This window comes from Bradyrhizobium sp. AZCC 1578 (genome assembly GCF_036924675.1).
Classification (GTDB): Bacteria; Pseudomonadota; Alphaproteobacteria; order Rhizobiales; family Xanthobacteraceae; genus Bradyrhizobium.
In genome coordinates this window covers 2,858,510-2,885,372 of sequence record NZ_JAZHRZ010000001.1, presented here as the reverse complement: position 1 = coordinate 2,885,372, position 26,863 = coordinate 2,858,510, and the positions used below count along the sequence as shown (strand labels likewise).

Sequence of the window (26,863 nt, the reverse complement as noted above, 5' to 3'; positions counted from 1 at the left end):
TCGCAATTGCCGGTGCCAAAGTCCGAACCCTTAGCCGAACTGCCTATTAGCGGCCGCAAGGGCCGCTTTCGAAGGAGAAGCGGACCCGACGAGCTGGGCGGTCGGACCGCCGCTTGTGACCCGCTGCGGACTCTCTCGGGCGCCAAGGCACATTGAATCTTTTTGACGAACGATCGCTGGAATGCCTGCCCAGGGCAGACACAACGCCGCGGGCTGGATTTTCCTCACTGGTGAGGGTGAGAAGGAGTAGAATACGGCTCGCCGGGTGTACCTGGCGCGACCTCCGGCTGGCCGGGCACCGGCATTCCCAAAGCAGGGAGGAAGACCATGCTTATCACGAGACGTCAGGCCCTCCGCAACAGCACCTTCGCCCTCAGCGGCGCCGTGCTGGCCCCGAAAATCGCAAAGGCCGAGACCGCCGCGTCCAAGCCGCAAGCCCAGAACCCCGGCATGTACCGATTAGAGGTTGGCGCTTTTGAAGTTACCGTGCTCAACGACGGCTTCTTCACATTGCCCAGCGCAATGCTCGCTACCAACCTCGCGGAAGCGGAGTTGAAGGAGTTCGTGAAGGCGAACCATCTCGGTACCGACACCGTCCGCGCCCAGATGAATGTCGTTCTCGTGAACACCGGCGATCGGCGCGTGCTGATCGACTCCGGACGCGGCGGCTCTCCGCAACCCACTACGGGCCGTCTCGCCGCCAGTCTTCAGGCCGCCGGCATCGAGCCGAACGCCATCGACCTCATCGTCCTCACGCACGCCCATCCCGACCATCTGTGGGGTGCGGTGGATGCCAAGACCGGCACGATGCATTTTCCAAGCGCGCGGTATGTCCTTTCGGATATGGAATGGGACTTCTGGAGCGATCCAGAACGCCACGGCTCCTTCCCGGAACGCTGGCGCGGCATGATCCGGGCACGCAGGCCGCCTTCAGACTGATCACCGACCGAACGACGCGGATCAAGCCCGGCGCCGAAATCGTGCCGGGAATTGGAACGGTTGAGAGCCGCGGTCACACGCCCGGGCACATGTCCATTCTGATTGCCTCAAACGGTGAGCAGGCCTTGGTCATTGGCGATGCCATCACGAACCAGCTTATCAGCTTCGCCCATCCTGACTGGAAACCGAGCTACGACGGCGATATGGACCAGGCTGTAGTGGCGCGGCGGCGGCTGCTCGATCAGGCGACGGCCGACCGTATCCTATTGCTGGCTTATCACCTGCCCTTCCCAGGCGTGGGCAACGTGGCGCGCGACGGCTCCGCCTACCGTTGGATACCTGAGCATTGGCGTTGGGACCTCTGAGGTCGGCGATCATATGGCCGTTCACGTATGACCGTTTTCGTCGAAGTGCTGTCTAGGATCGGAGTCTTGGAAAGGACGATTTCCGAGAATGGCCCAAAGCCGAGATGTGGGATGTGTGCGTTCGCGTCCGCTTAGAGGGGGTAATGCGGACGCGTTTTGCTCGATGTGAGTTCTTCGCTGTTTGACCCGTACCAGACATGCTCGATAGACCAAGGAGGCCGACCATCCGGCTCCAAAGGGATGCGCCCCTGTGTCTCACTCTCTGCCTTGCTGTATGTGATAGCATTGCATCGTCGGAGAGACGAGCACGGCGTAGCCTGTCAAGGACAGGAGCAATGGCTGAGGTTCCCTCAACCCACTACGTCAAGAGCGATGACGTATACATCGCCTATCAAGTGTTTGGCGAGGGCTCGCTTGATCTGATTTTCGTGCCGGGCTTCGTATCGAACATCGAGGCCATGTGGCAGTCGCCGAATCGAAGCAGATTCTTTCGGCGTCTCGCCTCGTTCTGTCGCGTCATCATTTTCGACAAACGCGGCACTGGAATGTCCGATCGAAGCTCTCAGATTTTCACGCTCGAACAACGTATGCACGATGTGCAGAGCATCTTGAACGAAGTCGGGTCCGAGCGTGCGGCGCTGTTTGGCATTTCCGAGGGCGGCCCGATGTCCTTGCTGTATGCCGCCACCTATCCGGAACGAACCTCGGCTCTCGTTCTGTACGGCGCTTACGCCAAGCGTTCCTGGTCGACCGATTATCCGTTTGGCTGGAAGGACGCGACGTGGAACAATGTGCTTGACAACATCGAACACTATTGGGGGACCCCGCAAGGAATAAGCGTCACGATGTGGGCGCCCAGCATTGCCAGTGACCCTCGCGCCGCGGAGGGCTTGGCTTCATATTTCAGGGCATCGGCAAGTCCTGGCGCGGCGGCGGCTATCATGAAAATGAACCGTGAGATCGACGTGCGCCATATCTTGCCCGCGACCCGCGTGCCGACGCTTGTTCTACACCGTACCGCAGAGCGCGTGATCGACGTGGAGCATGCACGCTACATGGCGCAGCGTATCCCAGGTGCAAAGCTAGTCGAGCTTCCAGGCGAGGATCATATGGCTTGGTTTGGCGATCAAGATTCGATTCTTGATGAGGTCGAACAGTTTCTGACAGGCAGACGCCATGCTCACGAACCGGAGCGGGTGCTCGCAACCGTGCTGTTTGTGGATATCGCAGGTTCGACAGCACTGGCGGCGACACTTGGCGACAACTCCTGGCGGGAGTTGCTTGAGACGTTTTATGCCAGGGTGCGTGAGGTCCTGCAGCAGTACCGCGGGCGTGAAATCAACACATCAGGTGACGGCTTGCTCGCCACCTTCGACGGGCCGGCGCGAGCGGTGCGCTGCGCCAGTGCCATCCGCGATACGGTACGCTCGCTTCATCTCGAAGTACGGTGCGGCGTTCATACTGGTGAATGCGAGCTCGTAGGTAACGACATTGCTGGAATTGCAGTGCACACCGGGGCGCGCGTTGCCTCCATCGCGCCTCCAAGCGAAGTGCTGGTCTCGCAGACGGTGCGCGATCTAGTGGCTGGCTCCGGCTTGGTCCTGGAGGAATACGGCACTTATACGCTTAAAGGTGTGCCCAATGAGTGGCGCCTATTCCGTGCAGCGAACTGAAAGGTTTGCGGCATCCAGGCGGAAGCCGCGGCGAAAGTGGAACATCGAAACCATCAGAGGGGAGGCATCGAAACCATCAGAGGGAGGAATGACAATGGGTAGATTGATTTTAGCGGCAAGTTTGGGTCTGACTTGCTTGCTCAGCACCGCAACAGTCGCCCTCGCTGAGAGCCGGGGCACCGAAGACCCCAACAATTGGCCGCAATACAATCGGACCAGCAACGCGTGGCGTTACAGCCCGCTCGATCAAATCAACAAAGACAACGTCAGCAAACTTTCTGTGGCATGGATCGCTCAGGGCGGCGATATCACCATGGGCATCCAAGAGACGCCTTTGGCGATAGACGGCGTGATCTATTCGATAACCTCTGGGAACCGGGTGGCGGCGCTGGACGCGAAGACCGGGCAGGAGGTCTGGAACTATCAGCCGAAGCTCGATCCGCTCACCAAGAAGGTGTTGTTCTCACCGTATAGCCGTGGCGTCGCGGTCGGCGACGGCAAGGTCTTTATCGGAACAGTGGATGGGCGCGGCATTGCCCTCGATCAGAAAACGGGCAAGGAGATATGGCAAGTCCAGTTGACCGATTTTGCGAACTGCCACGGTTGCAATTTCACTTCGCCGCCCGTCGTTGCTGGCGATATGCTGACTTTCGGATCGACTGCAGGCGAATTGGCGACGCAAGGGAAAATCTTCGGTGTCGAAGCCAAAAGCGGCAAGAAGGTCTGGGAGTTCAACACCATCAAAGACGACCCGAAGAGTTGGCCTGGCACGAGCGGCAAATACGGCGGTGGCGGTGCCTGGATGCCGGGCACCTACGATGCGGAGACGAACACGGTCTTTTACGGTACTGGCAATCCGGGAAAGGATTTCATCAATGAGGACCGGCAGGGTGACAACCTCTACACCGATTCGATTGTCGCTCTCGATCCCAAGACCGGCAATCTGAAATGGTACCGGCAGGAGATTAAGCAAGACGTATGGGACTATGATTCGGCGTATGAGGTGCTCCTGTTCAAGAAGGACGGCAAGGACTTGATCGTCCACATGAACAAGAGCGGCTACGTTTTCGTGCTGAACAAGAATGATGGAAGCATCGAGAACATTTGGCCAGTCAGCGATCTCAAAAACTTCGTCAAAGACATCGACAAGAAGACCGGCGAGTTGATCGGCCGCGTCGAACTGCCGATGAATAAGGAGACGCTGATCTGTCCGTCCACCTTCGGTGGACGTAGCTGGAATGCCGGCGCCTACAACCCCAACACCGGACTTTGGTACAACAACGTGCTGGATTTCTGCGGCTACCTCAAACCGGTGGCCCAGAAGGACGATCCCATGGATTACGGCACCGGTCATATCGGCGCCAGCGATTTTGGACGGCTGGTGATGGCACCCGATGGGCGCAAGCCCGGCCGGCTCGATGCACGTGATCCATTTACCGGCGAGCGCAAATGGACGTATGAGATGGATGTCCCTGGCTTCGCCAGCGTCCTGACCACCGGCGGTGGGCTCGTGTTCAACGGCGACCCGACCGGCATTCTGCGGGCCTTCGATGCCGATACCGGAAAGGTGCTGTGGAGCTTCAATACCGGATCGGGAATGCGCAGCGGCATCATCAGCTACGCCGTCGCTGGCGAGCAGTACATTTTGGTGCCAAGCGGGTGGGGCTCCTACGCTGCAATCCTGCTTCCCGCGCTGTTCCCTCAACTCGAGAAGATGCCTGCGGCTTCGACCCTTATCGCGTTCAAGCTGCCGAAATAGCGAACTAAACAAGGGGCGGCTGGGCAGCCGCCCCTCTCGCGCTTTCGTCGCGGACTAGTTCCATGATGTACAATCTGGTGCCGATAGCGATTGCCTGCATTTTCCTTGGTGACGCCGCCTATCCGCAAGAAAACGTTCCGGACCTGAAAGACCCGACAATGATTGCGGCGGGCCATGATCTGTTTTTGCAAAAGCAGTGTTCACGTTGCCATGGGGAGGACGGCAAAGGCGGGGTCAACCTCGCCCGCCGCGCCCTTGACCCTAAAGATGTGTTCCAATCGATCGCCGACGGCCGAATGGGGAGCGGTCTCCGGATGCCAGCGTCGCGCGATGTGCTGAGCGACGAAGAGATTTGGAAGGCTACCGCCTACGTCATGTCGATCAGCCAGCAGCCGAAGTAGTTTTAATCCGGATGGAGGAGTCGCGAGTGTAAGTGTAATTGTCGTGGCTGGCCCTCGGAGCTTGATTTCGGGCTGCTTTGCTGGAGGGGCCGGTCGCTCACGTTGCCTGCCGGCCTTGCGCTTCGCTCAAAACCGATGTGCAGACACATACTGCGGCGGCGATCAACCGAGCGGGCCGCGCCGCTTATTGTGGCTCGGCCGGCGACGTCCTCCTCGCCGTTTCTTCGCGGCCCTTCGCGAAATGCGATCATACGATAACGAGACCAACTACCGCCTGAGCGCGTTCTGCTTATAATTCATGTCCGTTGATGGCACAAAGCATCAGTTATTGCTGTGTAGCGACATGTCCGGAGTCGGGCGTACACCGGAAGTGACCGGCGGGCACTCAAAACGGCGCTAATGACCCAAACCGGAAGTGCGGCTCCGCTGCGTCAAATAAGATGGCACGGCTCAAATTCCGCCCAACCATCGGTTTACATTTTTCATACCAGCGGCTTATTCTTTGGGTGTGAAGATGCCTTCCTGCGAAGGGAGGACACCCTGAGGGGTTGGCAACTTGCGCTATCGCTTCGAGGAGTTCGCATTTGACATCGACCGGCGCGAACTGCATCGCGGGGCAGAGGTCGTTTCCATTACACCACAGGTGTTCGATCTGCTCGAATACCTGATCCGAAATAGGGAGCGCGTCGTCAGCAAGGACAACCTTATCAACGCCGTTTGGAATGGTCGCATTGTGTCCGATGCTGCGCTTACGACCCGCCTGAATGCTGTCCGTGCTGCCATCGGCGATACTGGCGAGGAGCAGCGCCTCATCAAGACGCTTCCGCGCAAGGGCTTCCGTTTCGTGGGACAGGTGCGGGAGACGCGAGAAGTTGCGGGTCCAAATCCGGACGAAGCGCCCGAGAGCGCTCTTGCGCTCCCAGACAAGCCCTCCATCGCGGTATTGCCGTTCGAAAACATGAGCGGCGATCCCGAGCAAGAATACTTCGCCGATGGAATGGTTGAGGAGATTACTGCGGCGCTGTCGCGGTTCAAATGGCTCTTCGTTATCGCCCGCAATTCCAGCTTTACCTACAAGGGCAAGGCGGTGAACGTGAAGCAGGTCGGACGCGAGCTGGGCGTGCGCTATGTCCTTGAAGGGTCGGTGCGCAAGGCAGCAGGGAAAGTCCGCATCACCGGGCAGTTGATCGATGCGATTACAGGGGCAAACATCTGGGCGGACAGGTTCGAGCGCGACCTGACAGACGTTTTTGCTCTACAGGACGAATTGACGGTCGCCGTTGTCTCGGCCGTTGAGCCAAAGGTGTTTCAAACAGAAATTGCAATGGCGGCGCGGCGGCGACCGGAAAACCTAACGGCCTATGATTTATATCTCCGAGCTAGGCAGCAGAACTACCTGACGACCCGCGAAGGGGTCGCCGAGTCGCTCCGGCTGGTTCATCGCGCCTTAGAGTTAGACCCGGGGTTTGCTTTGGCCGCTGCCCTTGCAGGCGCCTGTCACAGGCAAAACGTCCTTTCCGGCTATTCCGCCGATCCTCAATTCGACCGGAAGGAAGCAGTTCGACTTTCTCGGTTTGCATTAAGCATCGACGATGGTGACCCGGAAATACTAGCAGATGCTTCGGTAACTTCGGCATTCATGGTCGGCGATAGTGAAGCTGAGATCGAAATGGCTGACCGGGCGGTTGCGCTCAACCCAAATTCATCTCTCGCATGGAACTGCAGAGGCTGGGTCTACCGAAAAGCGGGGCAGCCGGAGGAAGCGATCCGGAGCTTTGAACGCGCCATTCGCATGAGCCCGGTAGATCAGGATCTACATTCAAGGCTTCATGGCATTGGGGTAGCCTTTATTGAGCTTCGTCGGTTTGACGAGGCCATCGCTGTAGGGAAGAAAGCCCTACGTCAGAACCCCTCCTTTGCGCCAGCCCACCGCTGTCTCGCGTCCGCTTTCGCCCATCTCGAACGTGATGCGGAGGCCCGTGAGGCGGCGGCCCGTCTGCTTCAGCTCGATCCCGCCTTTACCATATCGGCGTGGATCGCCCGGTTCGCAGGCGAACGATCAAGGGCGAAGCTGTATATTGAGGGTCTTCGGAAAGCGGGGTTGCCCGAGTAGCTCTCCATCCCGAGAGGTGATCAAATGGCGGCACTCTGCTGCGGCGCATAAGTCCGGTTATGGCCCCTTTGAGACATGCCGACGGACGACCAGAATGTCTGTTTCCTAGGGTAGACCGGAAGTGATCCGCCGGCGGTCAGAATGACGGGAATGACCCCATATCGGAAGTCGCCTCGTCCGATGAACCGCCATGGCGGTGCACTAGCCGGCCGCCATCTTACGTGCGCTGTTCACGAAATTGTGCAAACCGCTTAAGCAAAAAGTTAGGGCGGCGCGGCGCAAATTTGCAGAATTACCAATTTCAAACGCGTGCGACTGGATGTGCGTGTGACGAAGAAATTTACAGTCTATCTTGTCGATGACGATCCCGCAGTGCTCAAGGCGCTGTCACGATTGCTCCGCGCTAGGAGCTATGATGTGAAGCCTTATTCTTCGCCGCATATTTTCCTCGAAGAGCATGATGTGGCGGTGCCTGGCTGTGTCGTTCTGGATGTTTCGATGCCGGGTCTTGACGGTTTCGAGCTTCAAAGCGCGCTGGCTTTGGTCGGCTCTCATCGCCCCGTCGTGTTCATCACCGGAAAAGCAGACATTCCCATGAGCGTGCGTGCCATGAAAACTGGGGCAATCGATTTTCTGACCAAGCCTGTGAGGGACGAGGATATGTTCGCTGCCTTATCGCGTGCCGAGGACGAGGATGCCAAGTCGCGTAGATTTCAATCCGACCTGACATCGCTGCGGGCGAAAATCGGGACCCTGACCCCGCGCGAGCGCGAAGTTCTAGCGCATGTCATCGCGGGACGCATGAACAAGCAGATTGCCGGCGACTTGGGCACCGTCGAGAAGACGATCAAGGTTCACCGCAGCCGAATGATGCAGAAACTGGGCGTTCGCACCGTAGCCGATCTCGTTCGGATGGTCGGGAAACTCAATCTTACGAAGTAGGAGACCTACCTATTGGCCCAAGGGCCAACTCGACCGACCGTCCGTGCGACCGCAATAATCTTTTATGGTGGAAGCTAGCCCTCGGCCAGGCGGCTGCATCAGCGTGCAGTGAGGGCCGGGCTCTCAATTCTCTGTGTGTAAACCTCAACCTTGAATATCAGGTCGCACTCGGACTGGACGCCCTGTCGAGTATAGAACCTTATTTCCATGCCGGTCGTCAGATTGCCCATGAGTTTGTCAAATTGAGCGGGGTGTAGATACAGATACCCCCGGCGCAACTCAAATTCCTTGACCCCGGTCTTGAACAGAATGCCGATGACGTCGTCATTGTTTGTTATTTCGTTCATCACATCCGGCCATGGCCTTTCGTTCTGATCCGCTTCGCGCTTTGTTTGCGATGCCGACATGCCATGGATTGCTAGCGATATCTGGAATTTTGATGGTTCTGCGTCGGAAAGGCGTAACAAGGACGCGTTACCCGAAATTTCTGCAACGCCGTGAGCGTCGGGATCGTCGCCCGTGGCAACGTAACTGACATAGCCTTCCGTCACGGCGACGTCGATAGTACCGGTCCATCCCTCGACCATGCCAATACTGCCTATCGTCGTTGATGTGACAAACGAGGTTCGACTTTCATTGCCGTTTCGGCATTTGTCAATTGACCCACATCAAGGCCGCCACTGCCGCGACCTACGGCTCACCGACAAGGTGGTCGAGGTAACTCGACCTGGACGCTTCATAATTTTGGAGACACTGTCAGCGCTCCACCCAGAGCCTCCCGTCGCATGCGTTAGCCGCGCCGACGACATGATCCAATGAGGGCGTAGTTTGCAGCGGTGCATGAGTCCGGAGTTGGCCCTTCTGAGACCTGCCAAGGCCCTCCGAAGAAGTCCGCTCATCGGGGCAGACCGGAAGTGTTCGGCCGAGCGTCAGAACGGCGCCATTGACCCAAACTCGGAGTGCGCCAGGAAAGCTGGCAAAGAATAGGAGGTGAGAGTCCCCCACGGGGAAGGTCTAGCCAACCACCCCGACCCCGAGTGATGCGCGGCGTCCCGCGAGGGCCGACGTGAAGCGTTCACAGGGGAGACCACGGGCCAAGTATTGAGCTGCGAAACGGGTCTAATTCCGAGGTGCCGATCTTATTCTGAGAAAGAGAAGGCAACATCGTCCCATGGCGAATGGCTCGCATGGGAAGAACCTCGCGCAGTCGGAGACCTTGTGCACGTGGAGAAGTTCTTTGCGCGGAACCTGGGAGGTCTCATCCATGCCCGGCCTCGTGGGCCGGGCCGGCTCGGGAAGGCGACAAGCCGCACGCCGAGCATGTACGTGGATGAGAAGTCGGATGAGGCCATAGTACCTGCGAAGCGACTGAACAACGGGAGGCAACTCTCGGCGGAAGTCGTGGAGGGAAGGGCCTCACCCAAGGGGAACAGCCGTTAGGCGGCCGCGGTTCGGACACTGAGCCGAAATGCCGCGTCGATCCGAATAATGGCTGCGCGTCGACCGATGAGCGCGACCAATCGTTCATCGCACGACGTCCGACCCGAGGGAGGAGCCCGGTGCGTTAGCAGCGCACGCCGGGATCTGTGCGGGGGGCGAGGAGAAATTCTCGTCCCTACCGCGACCATGGGACCACCCCGCCAACGGCTGACCCGGATTGCAGGATATCGAATTGGTGGAGATCAGTCAGGAGGTACTGGAACGATTTTACAAACCTGTTATGACTGGCGTCGTTTCAATTGGTCGAATTGCATTTGATCCCCGCCAGCCAGGGCGGCACAGCGGCATCGCCACGCGCGGCGGTTCGACACCACCGAGCACAATCTCCGCAGTACCTGGACAGAATCTACCGCCCTCTCACTCGCAGGTTGACCGGAGCCTGTCCATCCTCCGTGTCTAGGATGTAGGCTTTCACTCTGGGCACAGTCTTCTCCATGGCTTCAAGATAGAGGCGGGTGCGCGTGAGCTCGGGGGCCTTCGCGTACTCTTGCTGTAAAGCTTTGAGGCGGGTGGTCGTGCCTATGGCTTGTGCGATGCGCTGCTCACGCCGGCTCTGTGCTGCCTGGACCAATGTGTGCGCCTCCCCGCGAGCCCTAGGCAGGAGGTTGGCCGCATAGACCCGCGCCTCGTTGCGTGAGCGCTCGCGATCGGCCATGGCGTCCGCCACGTCTTGAAAAGCCTGTGCCACCGCCGCGTCAAGCGTCACAGCCATGATGCTGGAAGCGGTGATCTGAACGCCGCTTCGGTAGCGATCGAGGAGCTCCTGAGTCTGTATCTTCACCCTGTCCTGGATGGCAGGCCGGCCTGTGGTCAAGACCTCGTCAACTGACATGCCGGCCAAAACCTCGGTGAGCACACTTTCGGCAAGCCCGCCGATCAGCGCTCTTGTGTCCTCGACATGCAGCAGGAAGTCGGCAGGATCGCGTATCACGTATTGTAGCACGAGCGCGATGCTTAGGATGTTCGTGTCACCAGTCAGCAGCTCCATCCCAACCACGGTCTCCTGCTCGCCCTCGTGCAAAGCGAAGCCCACGCCGACTTTCGAGACACTTGTGGTCTTAAGCACGTCGACCCGGTCGACGGGCCAGGGGAAACGCCAGTGCATGCCGGGGCCCAGGCGGGCATGGGGCGCGCCGAGGCGGCGCGCCAAAGCTTGCTCGTCCGTTGCGACGAGATGGAAGCCCGTGGCGAAGTAGGCCGCGATCAGCAGGAGCAAGAAGACGATACCGCCCCGGAGCGCGTGAGAGCGCCAGCGCGGACGTCTGGGGGCGCTTTCCGCGTGGTCCTGCGGCACCATGTCTTCGTGGCCGGCCATCATGGCGATTCCCCGCGTGCGGATGGCTGCTGACCTTCGACACCAACGCCCACGGTCTCGCCATTCCTGGGACGAGCCTTGGGCGGCGCGTTAAGATCCCGCGCGACCGATGCGCTAGGTTGCAGCATCTGCAGGAGTTCGGACTCGGCCGGCAGGAACAGGGTCGTCTTGTCGTCGAGGATACGATCATAGGCCTCCAGCGTGCGGACGAGCTTGAAGAAGGGTAGATCGGCGCCAAACTCGCGCGCGTAGACACGCATCGCCTCAGCCTCCCCCTCGCCGTCGAGTCGCCTTGCATGTTCGTTGGCCTCGGCGAGGATGCGTGCCTTCTGCCGATCAGCTTCGGCGATGATCCGCCTCGACTCGGCCTTCCCGTCGGAGCGCAGTTGCATGGTGATGCGGGCCCGCTCCGCTTTCATCCGCTCGAAGACGCTCTGCCGGTTCTGCTGAGGCAGGGCGAGTTCTCGCACACCGAGATCGATCACATCGATACCGTAGGCGGGCGCGACAAGAGCCTGAACGCCGGCACGTACCTCCGCGACTATCGCCTCGAACCGGCTCTCCGAAGGATGCGGCGCGATGAGGGAGGCGAAGCTATGGCGGCCGAGCACTGCGCCGACTTCACCGACGATAGCCTCCGTAAGCCGCTGCTCGGCATCGCCGCGCGTGGCAAGCGTCGCGAGGAAGCGCGTCGGTTCGGCGATGCGCCAGGTAGCGAGCGTGGCAACGGACACGTTCTTCCTGTCCGCCGTGACGTACTCAACGGGCCGAGTGCTCAAGTATAGGAGGCGCTTGTCGAACCGCTGCACGCGCTCGAAGGGCAATTTGAAGCCTAGGCCCGGCTCTTCAACGAGTTGCACGATCCGGCCGAAACGCGTAACCATCCCGTGCTCAGTGATATCTAACGTGAAGAGGCTCGCAAGGACCGACAGCACCAGCACGGCGATAGCGGCAGGCGTCAGCACCCGGAGCGCTACCCTTCGTCTGCCATCCGCGCGGCTCATCTGCCAACTCCAGGGTGAGCTGTCTTCATCGGTTGCCGCCGGCGCTGATCGGAGGCTCAAGGAGCCAAAGGTCGAAGTCTTTGATAGCACTCGCCTTCGGCCGGACAAGCTTGTGCACCTTCGGCAACACGTCCTCGATCGTCTCCATCTGCAAGCGGAATGCGGCCAATTCGGGCGCTTGCCGAAACGCCTCGACCTGTAGACTGAACGCTAGCGCCTCGCCGCGAGCGCGGCGGACGTGTTCCTCCTGGACGGCGAGGGCACCCTCGACCGTCGCCGCGGCTTCCCCTTTCGCCTCGTTTACCTCCTCGGCGGCGAACCCCTTGGCCCGGTTAATCGTGCGCAGCTTGTCCTCCTGTGCACTAGCCACGTCCCGCTCGGCGTCGTGTGCCTCCTGGGGCGAATGCACGTAAACCAAGCGCACCGAGACGAGCGCGATGCCGGCGTTCAGACCGTCTAGGCGCGCCTGAACGAACTCATGCAGTCGCGCCTCGACCTCGGCTCTGGCTTTTGTTAGCAACGCATCGATTCGCTGAGTGGCAATAGCGCTACGCAGCGCTGCTCGAGCAACGCTCCGGACGAGCGCCTCAGGCTCCGCCAGGTTTGTGACGTAGGCCACCGGATCCTTGACGCGGTACTGCACGGTTGACCGAAGATCGATGAGGTTGGCATCACCGGTCAGGAGAAAGGACTCGCCCTCCAGCACCTCGCGCTGAAACCAGGGCCCCTTGGCCTTGATCGCCTCCGGCACTGGATTCGAGGGCCCGCCCACTGTGAGCCGCTCGCGGGCGAGTGAGCGCGCCGTCAAGCTCTCGTCCGCCTGACTGCGGAAACCGAGCTCTGCACTCCGCGTGCGTTCGGTTTCGACGAGACGGTGCGTCTCGATCGGCCAGGGCAGGCGGTAGTGTAGGCCTGGGCCGAGGTCGGCCGCGATGATGCGAGCAAACCGGAGGCGCAGGCCGATCTCCCCGGACTGGATGGTAAAGAAGCCGCTTGCGAGCCAGAGGAGGACCAGGCTTGCCAATGCCGCGATCTTAACGCGGGTGTCAGTAACAAACACGCGGGTCGCGGCCGCAAACCTGTCGCGCAGCCGGACCCACTCCGGCGGCGCGTGCGTATGCGGCACGTGCGTGTGGAGCGAGATTTCCCCGGTCCGGAGCTCACGCACCGCCTGTCGCAGGATTTGAGCGGATGACCACAGGAACAATCCCGCCATGATGGCGGCCACGATCAGGTCGGGCCACTTGGTCGCGGTTGCCCAAACGCCGAGCGCAGCGAGCATCACGGCGACGTTGCCGATCGCATCGTTACGCGAGCAAAGCCACACGGACCGCACGTTGGCGTCGCCATCCTTGTAGCGCACGAGGATGACGACGCTAGCCACGTTGGCAGCGAGAGCCAGGAAGCCGATGGCGCCCATGATCTCGGCGCGGGGCACACCGAGCACAAGCACGTGATAAGCGGTCGCCCCAAACACCCACAAGCCCACCAGCGTGAGGCTGACGCCTTTCACAAAGGCCGCACGCGCCCGGACCCGAACGGATGCACCAATGACCGCGAGGCTGATACCGTAGGTCGCCGCGTCGCCCAGAAAGTCGAGAGCATCGGCCTGCAGCGCTTGCGAGCCGGCGAGTGCGCCGGCGCCTATTTCCACCAGGAACATCGCGGCGTTGATCGCAATGACGATCCAAAGCCGCCGCTTGTAATCAGCCGACAAGCCTTCGAAGGTGGCGCCTTCTCCGCAACAGGCTACGCCCATGTTCAGAGCCCTACGCTTCCTGAAGTCTCCATTTAGTGCAACCTCACCGCGGCAGGTAGCGCTTGTCGAGTTGACAAGCCACGGAGTACTGTGGATCGACAACGTTGGCGATCTCGAGCTGCGCTGCTTGGCCTAGAAGCTGAACCGCCTCGATCTTGTCGTAGCCGTAATCCTGCACCAGCCAGTTGACGAGATCGACGCAGGCGATCCGCAGCGCATCGATCAACGGCCGCGTGCTGCCGATCGACATGATCATTCTGTCGTTCTCGAGCCGGGGCCAGTTGATCTTTTTTCCCTTGATGAGATTCACCGTGAAGGTGACGTCAAACGAGGTCTCGATAGCGGCGCCGTCCACCTCGCCGTCACCCTGCGCGGCGTGCCCGTCGCCCAGCATGAAGAGCGCACCCGGCTCGAACACCGGGAAAGACATCGTCACACCCTCAACGACCTCATTGAAGTCCATGTTCGCGCCATGAGGGCCGGGTATCAGCGAGCTGATGCATTCCTTGCCAGCAGGTGCGGTGCCGATTGTCCCGAAGAATGGCCGCAACGGGACCTCGACTTTGCCGATCTTGCTGTTGGGCAGGTCGAGCACACCGACCATTCTCGATCTGTCGAGCCGCCAGATAAAGAGCCGGTCCGGCACCGGGTCGGTTATCATCGCCGTCTTGTATTCGGGCGCCAATGCTCCGAAGTAGGGGATCGAAGCTCCCCAGCCCCAGTCTCTGTTGAGGCCGATCCTGTCGATACGCACGACGAGCGTATCGCCGGGCTCGGCGCCCTCGATGAAGAATGGCCCGGTCTGCGGGTTGACTCTGGTAAGGTCGAGTCTCGGAAACACCGTCTTGTCGGCCGGCTGGAAGACGTCGTTCGCCGCGTCCTTGGTCCTTGTGATCACCGTGTCGCCTGGCCTGATGCGGATCGCCGGCGGATGCGCATGGCAATAGGTGAAGTAAACTGTGTCTCCCGGGTCATAGCGGACTTCCGCGGCCGAGGCAGGCGCGACCCCAATAACTACGAGTGCCGAAGATAGAGCCACGATGGCCGCTCGTGCCGACTGCTCGTTCATTCGAATCATAGAAATTCCTCCTGTGTTGGCAGCGTAGATTGTTGCTATGGAGGCGGCGTAAGATTTCCGCTGGTCATCTCATGGGCGTTTCCTTTCGCACTCTCGGGCAAGGTTGCCGGCCGCTTGGCGCGCTCATAGAAGCCGCTGTCGTACAGCAGGCCGAAGAGATCGGAGTTCGCCGGCAACACCATCGTCGTGCCCTCCTTGACGAACTTGCGCGATGCGTCGAGCGTCCGCCGCAGCGCGTAGAACTGCGGTGCCTCGCGGAGCGAGTCGGCGTAGATGCGGGCGGCCTCTGCTTCGCCAGCGCCGCGGTGCCGCTGGGCGACCTTGAAGGCCTCGGCTAGAATGCTCGTCTTCTCGCCCTGAGCCGCGGAACGGATCTTGAGGCCTTCTTCCTCGCCCTCAGAGCGGTAGCGCATGCTGATTGCGGCGCGCTCGGAGCGCATGCGAGCGTAGACCGTGAGCCGGTTGCGCTTAGGGAAATCAAAGCGCAACAGCTGCACGTCAAGGACTTCGATGCCGTAGTCTCGAAGCGCAACATTCCGGCACTTTGCCGCGACCTCGGCGAGCAAGGCCTCTGCTCGATAGGCTTCAGCTGAGACAAAGTCAGCGAGCGGACTTCGGCCGATGGCGGCGCCAAGCTCAGCAGAGAGGATGTCGCCCAAGCGCGATTCCGCACCCGCCTTGTTGAGAACCGTCTCAAAGAAACGTTTCGGCTCGGCTATGCGCCACATGACGGCGCCCGCTGCCGTCACGGCAGTCTTCTCAAGCGTCAGGAATTCGCCCAGTGGGGGCTGGTAAACAAAAAGCCGGCCGTCGAACTTGGTCACGCTTTCGTAGGGCAGCTTCACGCCGAGACCCGGCGTGGTGACTACCTGCACCGGCCTTCCGAACGACGTGACAACGGCCCGCTCCCCATCGCCAACGGAGAAAAGACATAACGTGGTCGCCACGACAGCGCCAAGCACTCCCGCGGCGGCCAGAATAGCTTGCCTAGGCTTTGAGCTTGAGCGGGCCATTGCTCATTTGCCTAACGAGCTGGGCTTTTCTCATTCTGTAGGGCGTGCTGCGGGTGGTCAAGGCATTTGTCTCCGGTGAGCTGCTTGTATAGGCCTCCGTACGTAGTCCTGCCGGTTGGCGCGGGTCGAGGCCGTCGGTCTCCGGCGAGCACCTCGAGAAGCTGGGCGGCGCCGCCGGCGTTACGAGCAATAGGCCTGGTGCCGACGATCTCCCACCGGCATCGAGGATGCGGGTCACAATGGTCGCGTCCACGTCGGGGACGTAGCCCTCGAGCACATTGGAACCCTTCATCATCGGAATGCCGGCGACGCACACATTCTCTTTGCTGGCGATTTTCTTGCCTGCGAGGGCCCCCGACGTTGCGCCCTCGATCGAGCACCTCCAGTACCGAACGTTGAGCCGATTGTCCGAGGTGGGTGGACGGAACCCCGCGTCCCGTGGGTACTTCTCCGCCCATGTCGGCTCCGCGAACTGATCAGGCGACGGTACCACGCGAGCCACCGTCCATGAGGTTGCGGACGACCTCAGATCGTCGCGGCTGAGATCGTGGCGGCGGCGAGGCGAGCTGACCTTCCGAGGCAAGCGCTGTCCATTCACCGTATCGGGCATGAGCGTCGGTTCACGATCGGAGCCTCGACAACTAAGCTGGTCGGACGGGCCCTCAATCTGAGTAGCCCGGCTTCGTTTGATGGCAATTTCAGCGATCAGAGCCGGTGGTGCGGCTGGGGCTGGAGGCGTTCAATTGCAGAATGCCAATGGCGTGATCTTGCAGCTCAGCGCCCAAAGGTCGGCGCTGAAGTGTCGGCTGCCGTGGGCCGCGTAACGGTCCGTTTGAAATAGGTCTGATGCGATGGCGCGCGCCTGATCGCTCAGTATCATTTTTGCTCGGTATCGTCCCGCCGCAAACGGCCACGAGCTGACCGATTCCGGTCTTGCCCCAAATGCGAAGTGCCGACTTCAGCTGGCAATGTCCGAGTTCGAAGGCAAAGCGGAAATATTTGCTCGCACTCAGTCCTTCTAAGTTTGACCCAAATCGGAGTGCGCCAGGAAAGCTGGCAAAGAATAGGAGGTGAAAGTCCCCCATGGGGTAAGGACTAGCCATCCGCCCCGACCCCGAGTGATGCGCGGCGTCCCGCGAGGGCCGCCGTGAAGCGTTCACAGGGGAGGCCACGGGCCAAGTATTGAGCTGCGAAACGGGTCTAATTCCGAGGTGCCGATCTCATTCCGTTGAAGAGAAGCCAACATCGTCCCATGGCGAATGGCTTGCATGGGAAGAACCTCGCGCAGTCGGAGACCTTGTGCACGTGGAGAAGTTCTTTGCGCGGAACCTGGGAGGTCTCATCCATGCCCGGCACTCGTGTGCCGGGCCGGCTCGGGAAGGCGACAAGCCGCACGCCGAGCATGTACGTGGATGAGAAGTCGGATGAGGCCATAGTACTTGCGAAGCGACTGAACAACGGGAGGCAACTCCCGGCGGAAGTCGTGGAGGGAAGGGCCTCACCCAAGGGGAACAGCCGTTAGGCGGCCGCGGTTCGGACACTGAGCCGAAATGCCGCGTCGATCCGAATAATGGCTGCACGTCGGACGACGAGCGACACTAAATCGCTCATCATACGACGTCTGACCCGAGGGAGGAGCCCGGTGCGTTAGCAGCGCACGCCGGGATCTGTGCGGGGGGCGAGGAGAAATCCTCGTCCCTACCGCGACCATTGCTCACATCAAATGCCCGCAACCAATTTCGAGACGATTCCCGTGTGCACGAACTGGCGCACCACCTCGCAGAACTCGTCAGGCGCCGTGAACAGCGGCAGATGTCCCTTGCCCTCAAACGCGTAAATTCTTGCATCAGGGAGCAACGCCGTGATCCATTCTGCGGCTTCAAACTTGATGAGCCGATCCTCGCGGCCATGCGTGACCAGCACGGGAAGAGTCACCTCGCCGAGGATCGGCGTCACATCAATCGTCGGGTCGGGATCGAAGAAGCTAAGCATCGTCTCGCGCGGCAGCTTAAGTCGGTTTTGGATAAAGAGCTCTCGAAGTTCTCGGGTCGCGGGTTCAGAGAACACAAATGAGGTATGGGCTCTGACAATGCCCTCGAGATCTCCTTTTTCAACCAACGAATTGTGTAAGCTCAGATACTCGTCCGACAACAAAGGGGGACCGAGCGGTCCCGGTAACCCGCCAATCGTTATGAGCTTTGCGATCAGGCGCGGCTCGGCGTGGGCGAGCTTGAATAGGAGGTTGGAGCCGCGCGATAGCCCAATCCCGACAACCGGCCTGCAACCAAGCGCTTCAATGACAGCACGAACGTCCTTCACGTGTTCACTGAGTGGATAGGGACGGATAAGGGGATCAGAAGCACCGACTCCTCTCGCATCGACCGTCACAATCCGAAACTCCTGGCCCAGCCGCTCGACAATCGGCTGGAAGACAGCCAGCCCATAGGCGAGCGGAGCGACGAACACGAGCGTCTGCGGTCCAGCACCATGCTCGTAGAAAGCAATCTTGGCACCGGCGCGTTCTGCCGTACGAGGCCGGTGCCGCTTACTCTCGATCCGCGCGCGGTCGGCTGAGGTGTGAGCGAGCGCCAGTGCCTCTTCATAGTGTTGATTCGCTTGCGCGAGGTCGCCAGCAAGGCTCGCTAGATCGCCGAGCAGTGCCCACGCTTGCAGTTTGTAGTCCACTACGCTGGCTGCACTGCTATCATCGCCTGACCGTGCGTCGATCATCTCCAGGCACGTCCGAAGATGAGCAACAGCTTCGCGGTTGGCATAGGCATCCTTTGCATGTTGTGCCGCCCTCAGCCAATGCTCGGCTGCGGGCTCGGTCATGCCGGCTTCCATGTAGTGATGAGCAATCCACTCGGGTTGCGATTCAGTCATCTCAAGGAAACTAGTCGCCACCGTTTTCGCGATATGTGCATGTAGCTCTTGTCGTTTGCTTTTCAGCAGCGACTGATAGGCGGCTTCTTGAACCAGCGCATGTCGGAATGAATAGGCGGCCGATGGCGGGTTTCTGTGCCTCAAGATGAGGTCGCTGTCGGCCAGCTGGTCGAGTGCCGCACCGAGTCTATTCTCATCCCATAGGGCGAGGGCATCGAGCATCTCGTGCGTAAACTCGCGTCCCAAGCATGCAGCGACCTGCGCGACCTCTTTGATCCCGGCCAGTCGATCGAGCCGTGCCATAAGCGAGTCCTGCAGCGTCGCTGGAATGGCGAGCGGCGGCAGCGGTCCGCGCAAGGCGTATTGGTGGCCCGCATCCTTGAGCAGACCGGATTCGACCATCGTTCGCGTCAGTTCTTCGACAAACAGGGGCACACCATCCGTCCTGTCGACGATCTGAGAAAGGACCTCGGGAGGCATGGTTTTGCCGCTGATCCGTTCGGCCAGTGCGGCTGCCTCATAGCGAGTCAGACGGCTGATGGTCAGCACCATGGTAGGTGCGCGGGAGTTCCAGGGCAGCGTGAACTCGGGCCGGGCGGTGAGGATCACCAGCATTGGGAGACTCGATATCCGGTCCACCAGCAGCTCGAGAAGTTCGAGCGAGCTTGGGTCAATCCAGTGCAAGTCCTCAAAGATTAGCAGCACTGGCTTGCGTGTCGTTGCCTCTCCAAGATATTCGAGAAGGGTCTCGAGTGTCGTCTCCTTGCGCTGCTGCGGTGTGAGAGCCAGAGGCGGGTAGCGGCCATTCGTCGCAATGCCAAGCAGGGCTGCAATGATTGGCAGGCTTGCAGCCGAATCTCCACCTTCTCGTTCGAGCAGATTTTCCAGTTTGTCGAGCCGCACTTCGCCACTGTCCTCGCGCTGGAACCCGGCCGCGTACTCAAAACGGACAATGACTGGATGCAGCGCGCTGCCCACATGCTGTGGCGAGCACTGGTATAGCAGAGGAATGTGCGTATCATCGCCAAGCTGTTCCAGTAGAGCCGAGACGATCCGCGACTTACCGACGCCCGGCTCTCCCGCCAGCAGCACGACGTGCCCTTCACCTTCGCGAGCCAGGTTCCAACGCGCAAGGAGGAGTGCGACTTCGTGCTCGCGTCCAACGAGTGGCGTCAGGCCAGCGGTCTGCCGGACCTCAAACCGAGCTCTCAGGTTGCCCTCGCCGGTCACCAGCCATGCGCGAATCGGATCGGCAAAGCCGCGCAACGATGCTGGGCCAAGATCCTTGAGGTCGAACCCGGCCGCGAGCAGGCGCCTAGTGGTCTCGGCAATGACAACCGTGCCAGGCTCGGCGAGCTGCTGCAGGCGCGCCGCCACGTTCGGGACATCGCCGATGACCGCCTGCTCTCGCGCCGCGCCCTCGCCAAGGAGATCGCCCACAACCACAACGCCCGTCGCGATGCCAACCCTTACCGCTAGCGGCTGGCCCACCGGGATTTTCAAACTCGCTACTGCCTTGACCATGTTAAGGCTAGCGCGCACGGCTCGATCCGCTGCGTCCTCGTGAGCCCTTGGCCAACCGAAATAGGCGAGGACGCCATCACCCAGGTACTTGGCAACAAAGCCGCCGGACCTTGTGATTACGTCGGCGCAACGGCGGTGATACGCGCCGATAATGTCGCGCAGCTCCTCCGGATCGAGCCGCGCTGACAATGCCGTGGAACCGACGAGATCGGCGAACATGACCGTGAGCTGGCGCCGTTCGGCTTCGGGAGCCTTGCCGCCGAAGCGGTCGAGCTCGACCGGATGTTTCGTCGTGTCGCCAAACGTCTCGGCTCGCAACGCGGCGATCGCATCAAGGAGAATACGGCGATGGCCAACAGCCGTCACGCCGAGGTCTCTGAGATCCTCGGCGCTCAGCTTGGGCAGGATTGCCTCGTCGATCGCGTTTTCCCGGAATGCCTGCTCGTAGCGTTCCAGGCCGAGGCCGCGCAGCCAGGCAGAGATATCCATGCCATTCACCGCACACTTGGCCGCACTCATCCACTGGCTAACACCACGTCGGCTGCTACGTTAGCCGTGCGCCGTCGGTCGAGCCGCTCGCGGATCAGACCGTCGCACCAGAATGAGATCGCCAGTTTACCCCACCCCATGGGGGGAGACACGTTTTTTTGGCCCGTGAAACGCTGGAACCCGCGAACCAACCCTGGAGCGAACCCGTGAGGACTCCCAGCGAACGACGCTCACCCTCACGATCTCACTGACGAGCTTCTCCCGCTGTGGTCGAGGGAGAAGGGTATTTCCGTTATTGGCCCTTTTCGGACGTAAGCGGTCAAGCTCACGATGTCGGATTTTCGGGGCAAAGCAGACATCGCGGTTGCACGCCCGGAGGTCTGGAAATGGACTCCCAAACCCGGCAACCATCATCGATGGCCGCGGTCAGTGGCGGCTTACTTCGCGAGCAAATCGGTCAAGTCATTTGCATCCGAACAGCGAAGTTCATCAATCTGCCGCGCTAGCACGAGTGCGCTTACCCTTAGTGCCTCGATCTTCGATGCTTCGGGATGCTGCCTTTCAAGTTCCTCGATCCGCTCGTTGAATGAGTTGAGCTCCAGGCGAAGGCGTTCGATCTCCGCGTTACTATTCACCGAACCGATAGGCTTCCAAACACGCTGCGCTGACATGATGCGTTCCCCTGCTTGGTCAGGTTTTCGTGAGCCCGATTCGTGGCCAGAAATGGAAACTCTCTTGGCGAGGATATGACCAAACCGCTCGTTTCGGCGAATCCGGGCGAGTACAACCAGGCGCGTCTGCTCCAGCCCGCTGAATCAAACTCCGAATCGATTCGTTAGAGCTGGCGTCTAGCGCTCTTTTTGCGCCTGGAAATCGCGGATCTCGCCTGGTCAGGGCAAAAACTCGCGTCGTTTTGTCAGAGTTCGCCGCGCCCAGAGCGTGCTTTCGTCAAATGCTTAGTCGGAACACATTTGAACATTCTCTAGGTGACCGCCCCGACGTGCGCTCCAGTTGCTGGTGCCGGTGCCGCCGCCGGGCCCGACGAAGCCAAACCGCAAACGGCTATATTGCTCGGGTCTCCCACAGCTTTTCTGTCCGCTCCCCTGATGCTCCCCCATACAAACTCAAATGGCAATTTGGACCTCAATTCAACAACTATCTGCGCTCGCCCTGACCTTGAGAGGAGTGAGCTCTCGTCTCCGCGAAGGAGCCGCATCGAAGAAAAACAATACTTGCCTTGGCTGCCTTTGGTATCAGCTGCCCAGTTTCAAAATATTTTGTCGCTGCAGGCAGTAGGCGCCTCCGTTCTGCCCGTCTTGCGTTTTCGGGTCAGAGGGACCCGCCAATTGAAAATATATTCTGAATTTGATGCATTGAGCCGCGACGGCACGATGTTTCGAAATATATTTTTAAATCATCCAATCGATTCGCATATCTCTATCTTCACATGGCCAAATATAGGTTGGTCGCTCTGTCTGCGCCGCGCGCCACCACCACCACCCCCTATAAGGGGGGTGGGGTGGTGGCGCAGTAGTCTTGCGGCACGCGCTACTCACTGCGCCACTGGCGCAAAGGTGGCGCAAAGTGATCAGCCGAAGCTAATGGGCCGGATAAACGCCTTCTTCTTGCGCTGATTATCCGTTGCTTCGTATTGTTCAAGCCGCCCGCTATCCAGCCATCCCTTTAAGTAGCGCTTGATCCGCTTCCGGTCGGCGGGGTCTGTGTGGTCAAGGTCCAGCGCCTTCGCCACCGCTTCGCCCGCCCAACCGTCCGCCTGTTCGCTGGCGCGCCATGGGCCACCGATATCAAGCGCCGCAATCGCCACGTCGGCGTCCGCTTCCATAAGGTCTTCGACCCCCGGCAGCTTGTAGTCCCACCTGACCACGACGCCGACTTCATCACCGTCCAGCGCTCCGAAATCCTTGCCGTTGCCTAGCCCGACCGACTCGAACCGATACCATTCCATAGCGTCGGCAGGCTTGGTCATGGATGAACCGGCCGTGTCCGCCTTGAAGTAGGAAAGCCGGGCGTTGCCGATGATCCCCGCCTTTTCGGCTTCGGAGGCGGTCATTGTTCCGATGGCCCGCCGCGTCCGCATCGCGTTGTGTAAGGAGCTCGCGCCGCGTGAATCCTCCGCCGTCACGCCCAAGCCATTCGTCTTCCGCGTATGGTGCGAAATGTGGATGTGGGTGTTGGTCTTGTCGGCGATGTCCGCCCATTTCTTGGCCACCTGATCGATGGCGTTGTTGTCGTTCTCCGGCACGCCGTGGCTCGACACAAAAGGGTCGATGGTGACTACATCGATCTTCAAGCAACGGATGACTTCGATCATGCGGTCAACGACGGGAACGGCAATTTTGGTTTTGCCCTCGTGAAGCTCCGCGATGCGGATCGCGGTGTCGCGACCAGAGTCCACGAACAACCGCCCTTCGATGTCCGCCGCCGTGATCTTGTAGTGCTTTAGGATTGCTTGAATGCGCCGCTGAAGCTCGTCTTGCGGGTCCTCGCCATTCCAATACCAGACCTTCAAACCCGGCTCTGGATCGATGCTAAGCAGGTTCTTTCCGCTCGCCATGGCAACCGTTTCCACAAGGAGCAGCGACGACTTGCCTGCGCCGCCCGTCGCCACCGTCGAACCGGCGAACTTGCGGATGTAGTACGGCTTATAGACCCACTGGCGCGGCGGAATCTTCGTCGGATCGGTCCACAAGTATGGTGTAGGCGTGATCAGTTTCGTCTTCGGCGCTTCCGTCCCGGACAGGTGATCCGTCTCGGGATCGTCATCAAACTCCGCCGCGACTTCGGCCTTGGCCTTTCTTATGATGCGTTCAACTTCCTTCCGTGCGGCTTCGTCGCGCTCCCGGAATTTCTCGCCAATACCGTACCGATCATCGGTCAGCACGCCCAAAATCTCTTCCGGAGAAACATGGGCCTTGTGCAAGGCGAGTACGACGCGATAAACGGCGTCGGACCGCTCGCCCTTTGGCGCGCCATCTTGGATCAAATCCTTGATGTCGTCGGACACCGGCAGGTCTTCCACGTCCACCGCTTCTGGTGTTCCGATGGGCGCAAGTGGCCCGCTGGCGACGTTGGAGACGCCACCCTTCGGAAGATCGCCCAACGGATAAACCCGACCAACGAAGCGCTCCACGTCGCCAGCAACCACGGGAACGCGGCCCTTGGCGCGTTTGATGGCGTTGGGCATGTTGACAGTGTGGGGAACGCGCATCAGGTGATCGATGCTTTGGCACGCATCCGCTCCCGCTTCCTTGCCGCCCAAAGCGTTCCGCAAACCGATGTTGGCGGCTTCGTAGGCAGCGATTCCCTCCGTATCGCCGGGAGCGATCTTCTTAGGGTCCGCAAGCTTCCACATGGCGCACAATCCGCCACCCGTATCGTATGTGAAGGTCGGTGGCTGTGCCATGTCTTCCAACGCCTCACGGTGCCGCCGCTTCGCTTCTGCGGGCGCCTCGCCGGGCTTCGGATCAAGATCAACGAACGCAAAGTCGGCGCGGCCGATGTCTTCCTTTTTGGGTTTCCGCGTCATTGGCTTGCGCGTCGGATTCGGAGTCCAATAAAGGTTCATTTCGCCGTCGCGAGCGGCAATCCAGTTGCGCATGGTTGCAATTTGGATCGCGCCCTTGAAAGACGCGAACTCGACTGAGCCACCATCGGGCGCTATAGCTGCCAAATTCCAAGGGCCGTGCTTGCGAAACGAATGCAGTTCTTCAACGGCCTTTTCCGGATTTCCACGTAACTTCATGGTGCGATTTCCGCATCATACTGCCGCGTCAACGCCAGTTGCTCGCGCCGGAACGCGAGAAACGTCTTCCACAGATGATCGGCCAGCTCGCTGGCGGCCCCGCGCTCCACGCCGCGATCCAGAAGAAGTCGGTAAAGCTGCTCGTTGGACGCCACGAAATCAGGCCAACAAGATGACCGCATGAAGTCGGAGAACTTTGGTTCGTCTTCGGCGTGCTGGCCAGCCAGCAACTCGCGTTTGATCTCATTCGCCACACTGGCGTGATCGGCCTTGTTGAAGGCCAGACGCCGCCCAATGCACATTCCGGGTGGAATCAGCGCGTCCCGTGCAATGCAAACGGCCAGCTTGATCTGGCTTTGGAGACGCCACCGCTCAGCTATCAGACCTGACGGCAAGTAATCGTTGATGTCACCATTGCGCAAAAGCTCAATCGCGCGTGCCTTAACGGTCCCGAAGATCGCGTCGGGACTGGCGGCAGTTGGTGTACGAAGCTTCGGATTTTTCTTAAACATCGCCCGCGTGCGCGGGTCCGGGTGTTTCGGCGGCATGGCTACACCTCTTCACCGAGGCATTTGCGGATCGCGCGACCGGTGACCACGGTCCGCCGCCCCAGTTTCACGATCTCCAACCGACCTTCCTTGACCAGCTTGTAGCCGTGACCGCGCGAAACCCGCATCTGGTCGCGGCACGCCTCAATGAAGGTGAACACACGGTCTTCGAATGGAACTTCAGACATGGGCAACTCCACACGCCAAAAGGCGTTGAACACCTGGGAGTGTCCGTGGGGTTACCGGCCTCAAAGGCTGCGCCACGCGGAATTCAAGAGCCCAAAAATCTCCGGACGGTCCCCGACACGGTAAGCCGTCCTGTGCCCGCGCGCCGCAGGGCGGCGATTTGGGAGCGGGGCGGGAATGTTGCGTCCCGCTAAGAGTTATCTAGCACAGAAAGGGTGCTTGTCGCTGTAACGAAGGTCACCCCAGTACAGCGGAGTCCTACCAGGGGCAGGGGTGTTCGCGCCACTAACGTTTCGCTGCGCGTTGTTGCATCGTACGACGCGCGAAATCCGGACGCACAATCTTGGGATCAATCTCAATACCAAAGCGCGGAGCGTTCGCTCGGATCACATCGCGCCGATACGATGGAGCAAGGTGCCCGTAGTGCTTCTCCACCATGCGCGTGTCAGCATGCCCAAGGTTCTGCGCGACCACTAGCAGCGGAATGCCGTTCATCACTGCGTGGGAAGCCCACGTGTGCCGCAAGCCGTGGAATCCCATCGGTGGGGTGATCTTCGCGGCTCGGCAAGCGTCGCCCATCCGACGAATCTGCTCCGCTGTGCTCCAAGCGCTCCCATCGCTCTTGGCGAGGAATAACGCATCCGAAGCGCGCCCGGCGCTCAACGCTTTGAAAAACGAAAACCCATCATCATCCAGCATCGCGTGATAGGTCTTCACCTTGCCAGTCTTACCTTTCTTGCTGCGCAAGGTGAGGGTGCCCGCATCCGAGTTGAAGTCGCGCACAACAATTCGGCAAAGCTGGCCATAGCGTGCGCCGCTGAGCAAGGCGGCCTGCACCAACAGCCGAAAATCTGAAGGGCAAGCGTTCATCAGCCGCGTGGCTTCTTCCAACGCCAAATAGCGGGGCCGCGCTTCGTCCACATCGCCGAACGCCTTGACCTGTCGCCATTCCTTGTCGCTGGCGATCTTGCCCGCCCTGAAGGCATGATTCAGCGCCGCACGTAGGGTCGTGTAAACGCGATTTGCGCTGGATCGCCGCCGCCGCTTGGTCTCTTCATCCGCGGCGGCCGTCTTGATGGGTAGTTGTTGCCCCTTCTTGGTCCGTTGCCGACGTGCAGAACTGGCCATCGTTTGCAGCCAGCCACGGATTTTCTCAGCTTTGAGGGCGTCGCACTTGATGTCCCCAAGCTCCGGATAAATCCAAGCATTTGCCCGCTGGCGCGCGGTCGCCACGTCGCGGCCTTCGTGCTCGCGGGCAGTGAAATAGCCATCCAGCGCGTCTTTGACCGTGTAGGAGCCGAGAGCGTAGGCGCCGCGCGCCGCGCGCTGCGCTTGTGCAAAATTGAGAACGAGCCCGCCATCTGCGTCAGCGAAGTCGTCGGCGATGACCTTCGTGCCATCCTCTGTTGTGAGATTGAGGACCGTGTATCCCTTGGCCGCGTAGCGCCGCACAACCCACGATCCGGGACCCGTCTTGCGCTTGCGGTAACCGATGTGCAGTCCCGGTTCGATCATCCGGAAGTAGGGCTTCGCCGTCGCCTTCAGGCGGCTTCGGGCGGAGCGGGTTTCAAGGCTTGAATCACGCACGGTACGGGGCATCGAGGTATTC

General features: G+C 60.2%; 20 protein-coding genes and 2 pseudogenes. 8 read left to right on the top strand and 14 right to left on the bottom strand.

The genetic code is table 11. The features are described 5' to 3' along the window. The first annotated feature begins 327 nt into the window (after positions 1–327). The 7 genes from V1290_RS13845 (at position 328) to V1290_RS13815 (ending at position 8,192) form a co-directional block, all read left to right on the top strand. Complete coding sequence (locus V1290_RS13845; RefSeq protein WP_334364925.1) at positions 328–939, top strand: MBL fold metallo-hydrolase; 612 nt, start codon at positions 328–330, stop codon at positions 937–939. After that, a complete protein-coding gene (locus V1290_RS13840; RefSeq protein ID WP_334369289.1) occupies positions 849–1,304 on the top strand; it encodes a hypothetical protein in 456 nt (151 codons plus the stop codon). Before V1290_RS13845 ends, V1290_RS13840 begins: the two co-directional genes overlap by 91 nt. Before the next feature lie 335 nt (positions 1,305–1,639). Beyond that, positions 1,640–2,977, top strand: a complete 1,338-nt coding sequence (locus tag V1290_RS13835; RefSeq protein WP_334364924.1) for an adenylate/guanylate cyclase domain-containing protein — start codon at positions 1,640–1,642, stop codon at positions 2,975–2,977. 94 nt (positions 2,978–3,071) lie between these two features. Further along, entirely contained in the window at positions 3,072–4,736 is a 1,665-nt protein-coding gene (locus V1290_RS13830) for a pyrroloquinoline quinone-dependent dehydrogenase (RefSeq protein ID WP_334364923.1), read from the top strand. 62 nt (positions 4,737–4,798) lie between these two features. Next, positions 4,799–5,137, top strand: coding sequence for a c-type cytochrome (locus V1290_RS13825; protein WP_334364922.1), 339 nt, complete (start codon positions 4,799–4,801; stop codon positions 5,135–5,137). A gap of 556 nt (positions 5,138–5,693) precedes the next feature. Continuing rightward, positions 5,694–7,250, top strand: a complete 1,557-nt coding sequence (locus V1290_RS13820; protein ID WP_334364921.1) for a winged helix-turn-helix domain-containing tetratricopeptide repeat protein — start codon at positions 5,694–5,696, stop codon at positions 7,248–7,250. Positions 7,251–7,571: 321 nt separating this feature from the next. Further along, a complete protein-coding gene (locus V1290_RS13815) occupies positions 7,572–8,192 on the top strand; it encodes a response regulator transcription factor (RefSeq protein ID WP_334364920.1) in 621 nt (206 codons plus the stop codon). Positions 8,193–8,290: 98 nt separating this feature from the next. On the opposite strand, the gene V1290_RS13810 is transcribed toward V1290_RS13815, so the two are convergent. From V1290_RS13810 to V1290_RS13775, 8 genes and pseudogenes are all read right to left on the bottom strand, one after another. Then, on the bottom strand, positions 8,291–8,779 hold the full coding sequence (locus tag V1290_RS13810; protein WP_334364919.1) for a hypothetical protein: 489 nt from the start codon (positions 8,777–8,779) through the stop codon (positions 8,291–8,293). A gap of 1,259 nt (positions 8,780–10,038) precedes the next feature. After that, entirely contained in the window at positions 10,039–11,010 is a 972-nt protein-coding gene (gene hflK / locus V1290_RS13805) for an FtsH protease activity modulator HflK (protein ID WP_334364918.1), read from the bottom strand. Next, complete coding sequence (gene hflC, locus V1290_RS13800; protein WP_334364917.1) at positions 11,007–12,011, bottom strand: protease modulator HflC; 1,005 nt, start codon at positions 12,009–12,011, stop codon at positions 11,007–11,009. Before hflC (V1290_RS13800) ends, hflK (V1290_RS13805) begins: the two co-directional genes overlap by 4 nt. Before the next feature lie 25 nt (positions 12,012–12,036). Beyond that, entirely contained in the window at positions 12,037–13,071 is a 1,035-nt protein-coding gene (gene hflK, locus V1290_RS13795; protein ID WP_334369016.1) for an FtsH protease activity modulator HflK, read from the bottom strand. A gap of 87 nt (positions 13,072–13,158) precedes the next feature. After that, positions 13,159–13,770, bottom strand: a pseudogene (locus V1290_RS13790) (cation transporter); the annotation flags it as partial. Between the two features lie 43 nt (positions 13,771–13,813). Continuing rightward, positions 13,814–14,848 carry an acetamidase/formamidase family protein gene (locus tag V1290_RS13785; RefSeq protein WP_334364916.1) on the bottom strand — a complete coding sequence of 345 codons (1,035 nt, stop codon included), beginning with the start codon at positions 14,846–14,848 and terminating at the stop codon, positions 13,814–13,816. Between the two features lie 35 nt (positions 14,849–14,883). Further along, complete coding sequence (gene hflC, locus V1290_RS13780) at positions 14,884–15,861, bottom strand: protease modulator HflC (RefSeq protein WP_334364914.1); 978 nt, start codon at positions 15,859–15,861, stop codon at positions 14,884–14,886. Continuing rightward, complete coding sequence (locus V1290_RS13775) at positions 15,836–16,471, bottom strand: amidase family protein (RefSeq protein ID WP_334364912.1); 636 nt, start codon at positions 16,469–16,471, stop codon at positions 15,836–15,838. The genes hflC (V1290_RS13780) and V1290_RS13775 overlap by 26 nt, the downstream gene beginning before the upstream one ends. Here V1290_RS13775 and V1290_RS13770 point away from each other — a divergent pair. Beyond that, a pseudogene (locus tag V1290_RS13770) lies at positions 16,422–16,702 on the top strand (hypothetical protein); the annotation flags it as partial. The gene V1290_RS13775 and the pseudogene V1290_RS13770 sit on opposite strands and share 50 nt — an antisense overlap. Before the next feature lie 878 nt (positions 16,703–17,580). Here the strand turns inward: V1290_RS13770 and V1290_RS13765 are convergent. From V1290_RS13765 to V1290_RS13740, 6 genes are all read right to left on the bottom strand, one after another. Further along, positions 17,581–20,757 carry an alpha/beta fold hydrolase gene (locus tag V1290_RS13765; protein ID WP_334364911.1) on the bottom strand — a complete coding sequence of 1,059 codons (3,177 nt, stop codon included), beginning with the start codon at positions 20,755–20,757 and terminating at the stop codon, positions 17,581–17,583. Positions 20,758–21,194: 437 nt separating this feature from the next. Further along, positions 21,195–21,428, bottom strand: coding sequence for a hypothetical protein (locus V1290_RS13760; protein WP_334364909.1), 234 nt, complete (start codon positions 21,426–21,428; stop codon positions 21,195–21,197). 917 nt (positions 21,429–22,345) lie between these two features. Continuing rightward, the gene (locus tag V1290_RS13755) at positions 22,346–24,520 is read right to left on the bottom strand and encodes an AAA family ATPase (protein ID WP_334364907.1); all 2,175 of its coding nucleotides are present in this window, start codon (positions 24,518–24,520) and stop codon (positions 22,346–22,348) included. After that, entirely contained in the window at positions 24,517–25,068 is a 552-nt protein-coding gene (locus tag V1290_RS13750) for a hypothetical protein (protein WP_334364906.1), read from the bottom strand. Before V1290_RS13750 ends, V1290_RS13755 begins: the two co-directional genes overlap by 4 nt. 2 nt (positions 25,069–25,070) lie before the next feature. Continuing rightward, the gene (locus tag V1290_RS13745) at positions 25,071–25,256 is read right to left on the bottom strand and encodes a hypothetical protein (RefSeq protein ID WP_334364905.1); all 186 of its coding nucleotides are present in this window, start codon (positions 25,254–25,256) and stop codon (positions 25,071–25,073) included. A gap of 283 nt (positions 25,257–25,539) precedes the next feature. Continuing rightward, positions 25,540–26,853 carry a tyrosine-type recombinase/integrase gene (locus V1290_RS13740; RefSeq protein WP_334364903.1) on the bottom strand — a complete coding sequence of 438 codons (1,314 nt, stop codon included), beginning with the start codon at positions 26,851–26,853 and terminating at the stop codon, positions 25,540–25,542. Between the last annotated feature and the right edge of the window lie 10 nt (positions 26,854–26,863).

Coding starts and splice junctions, on each gene's coding strand:
- V1290_RS13835 (WP_334364924.1), top strand. CDS start 1,640: ATGGCTGAGGTTCCCTCAACCCACTACGTCAAGAGCGATGACGTATAC.
- V1290_RS13840 (WP_334369289.1), top strand. CDS start 849: ATGGGACTTCTGGAGCGATCCAGAACGCCACGGCTCCTTCCCGGAACG.
- V1290_RS13765 (WP_334364911.1), bottom strand. CDS start 20,757: ATGGATATCTCTGCCTGGCTGCGCGGCCTCGGCCTGGAACGCTACGAG.
- V1290_RS13810 (WP_334364919.1), bottom strand. CDS start 8,779: ATGGTCGAGGGATGGACCGGTACTATCGACGTCGCCGTGACGGAAGGC.
- V1290_RS13745 (WP_334364905.1), bottom strand. CDS start 25,256: ATGTCTGAAGTTCCATTCGAAGACCGTGTGTTCACCTTCATTGAGGCG.
- V1290_RS13825 (WP_334364922.1), top strand. CDS start 4,799: ATGATGTACAATCTGGTGCCGATAGCGATTGCCTGCATTTTCCTTGGT.
- V1290_RS13785 (WP_334364916.1), bottom strand. CDS start 14,848: ATGATTCGAATGAACGAGCAGTCGGCACGAGCGGCCATCGTGGCTCTA.
- V1290_RS13760 (WP_334364909.1), bottom strand. CDS start 21,428: ATGTCAGCGCAGCGTGTTTGGAAGCCTATCGGTTCGGTGAATAGTAAC.
- V1290_RS13845 (WP_334364925.1), top strand. CDS start 328: ATGCTTATCACGAGACGTCAGGCCCTCCGCAACAGCACCTTCGCCCTC.
- hflC (WP_334364914.1), bottom strand. CDS start 15,861: ATGGCCCGCTCAAGCTCAAAGCCTAGGCAAGCTATTCTGGCCGCCGCG.
- V1290_RS13740 (WP_334364903.1), bottom strand. CDS start 26,853: ATGCCCCGTACCGTGCGTGATTCAAGCCTTGAAACCCGCTCCGCCCGA.
- V1290_RS13775 (WP_334364912.1), bottom strand. CDS start 16,471: ATGCCCGATACGGTGAATGGACAGCGCTTGCCTCGGAAGGTCAGCTCG.
- V1290_RS13750 (WP_334364906.1), bottom strand. CDS start 25,068: ATGCCGCCGAAACACCCGGACCCGCGCACGCGGGCGATGTTTAAGAAA.
- hflK (WP_334364918.1), bottom strand. CDS start 11,010: ATGATGGCCGGCCACGAAGACATGGTGCCGCAGGACCACGCGGAAAGC.
- hflC (WP_334364917.1), bottom strand. CDS start 12,011: ATGAGCCGCGCGGATGGCAGACGAAGGGTAGCGCTCCGGGTGCTGACG.
- V1290_RS13755 (WP_334364907.1), bottom strand. CDS start 24,520: ATGAAGTTACGTGGAAATCCGGAAAAGGCCGTTGAAGAACTGCATTCG.
- V1290_RS13830 (WP_334364923.1), top strand. CDS start 3,072: ATGGGTAGATTGATTTTAGCGGCAAGTTTGGGTCTGACTTGCTTGCTC.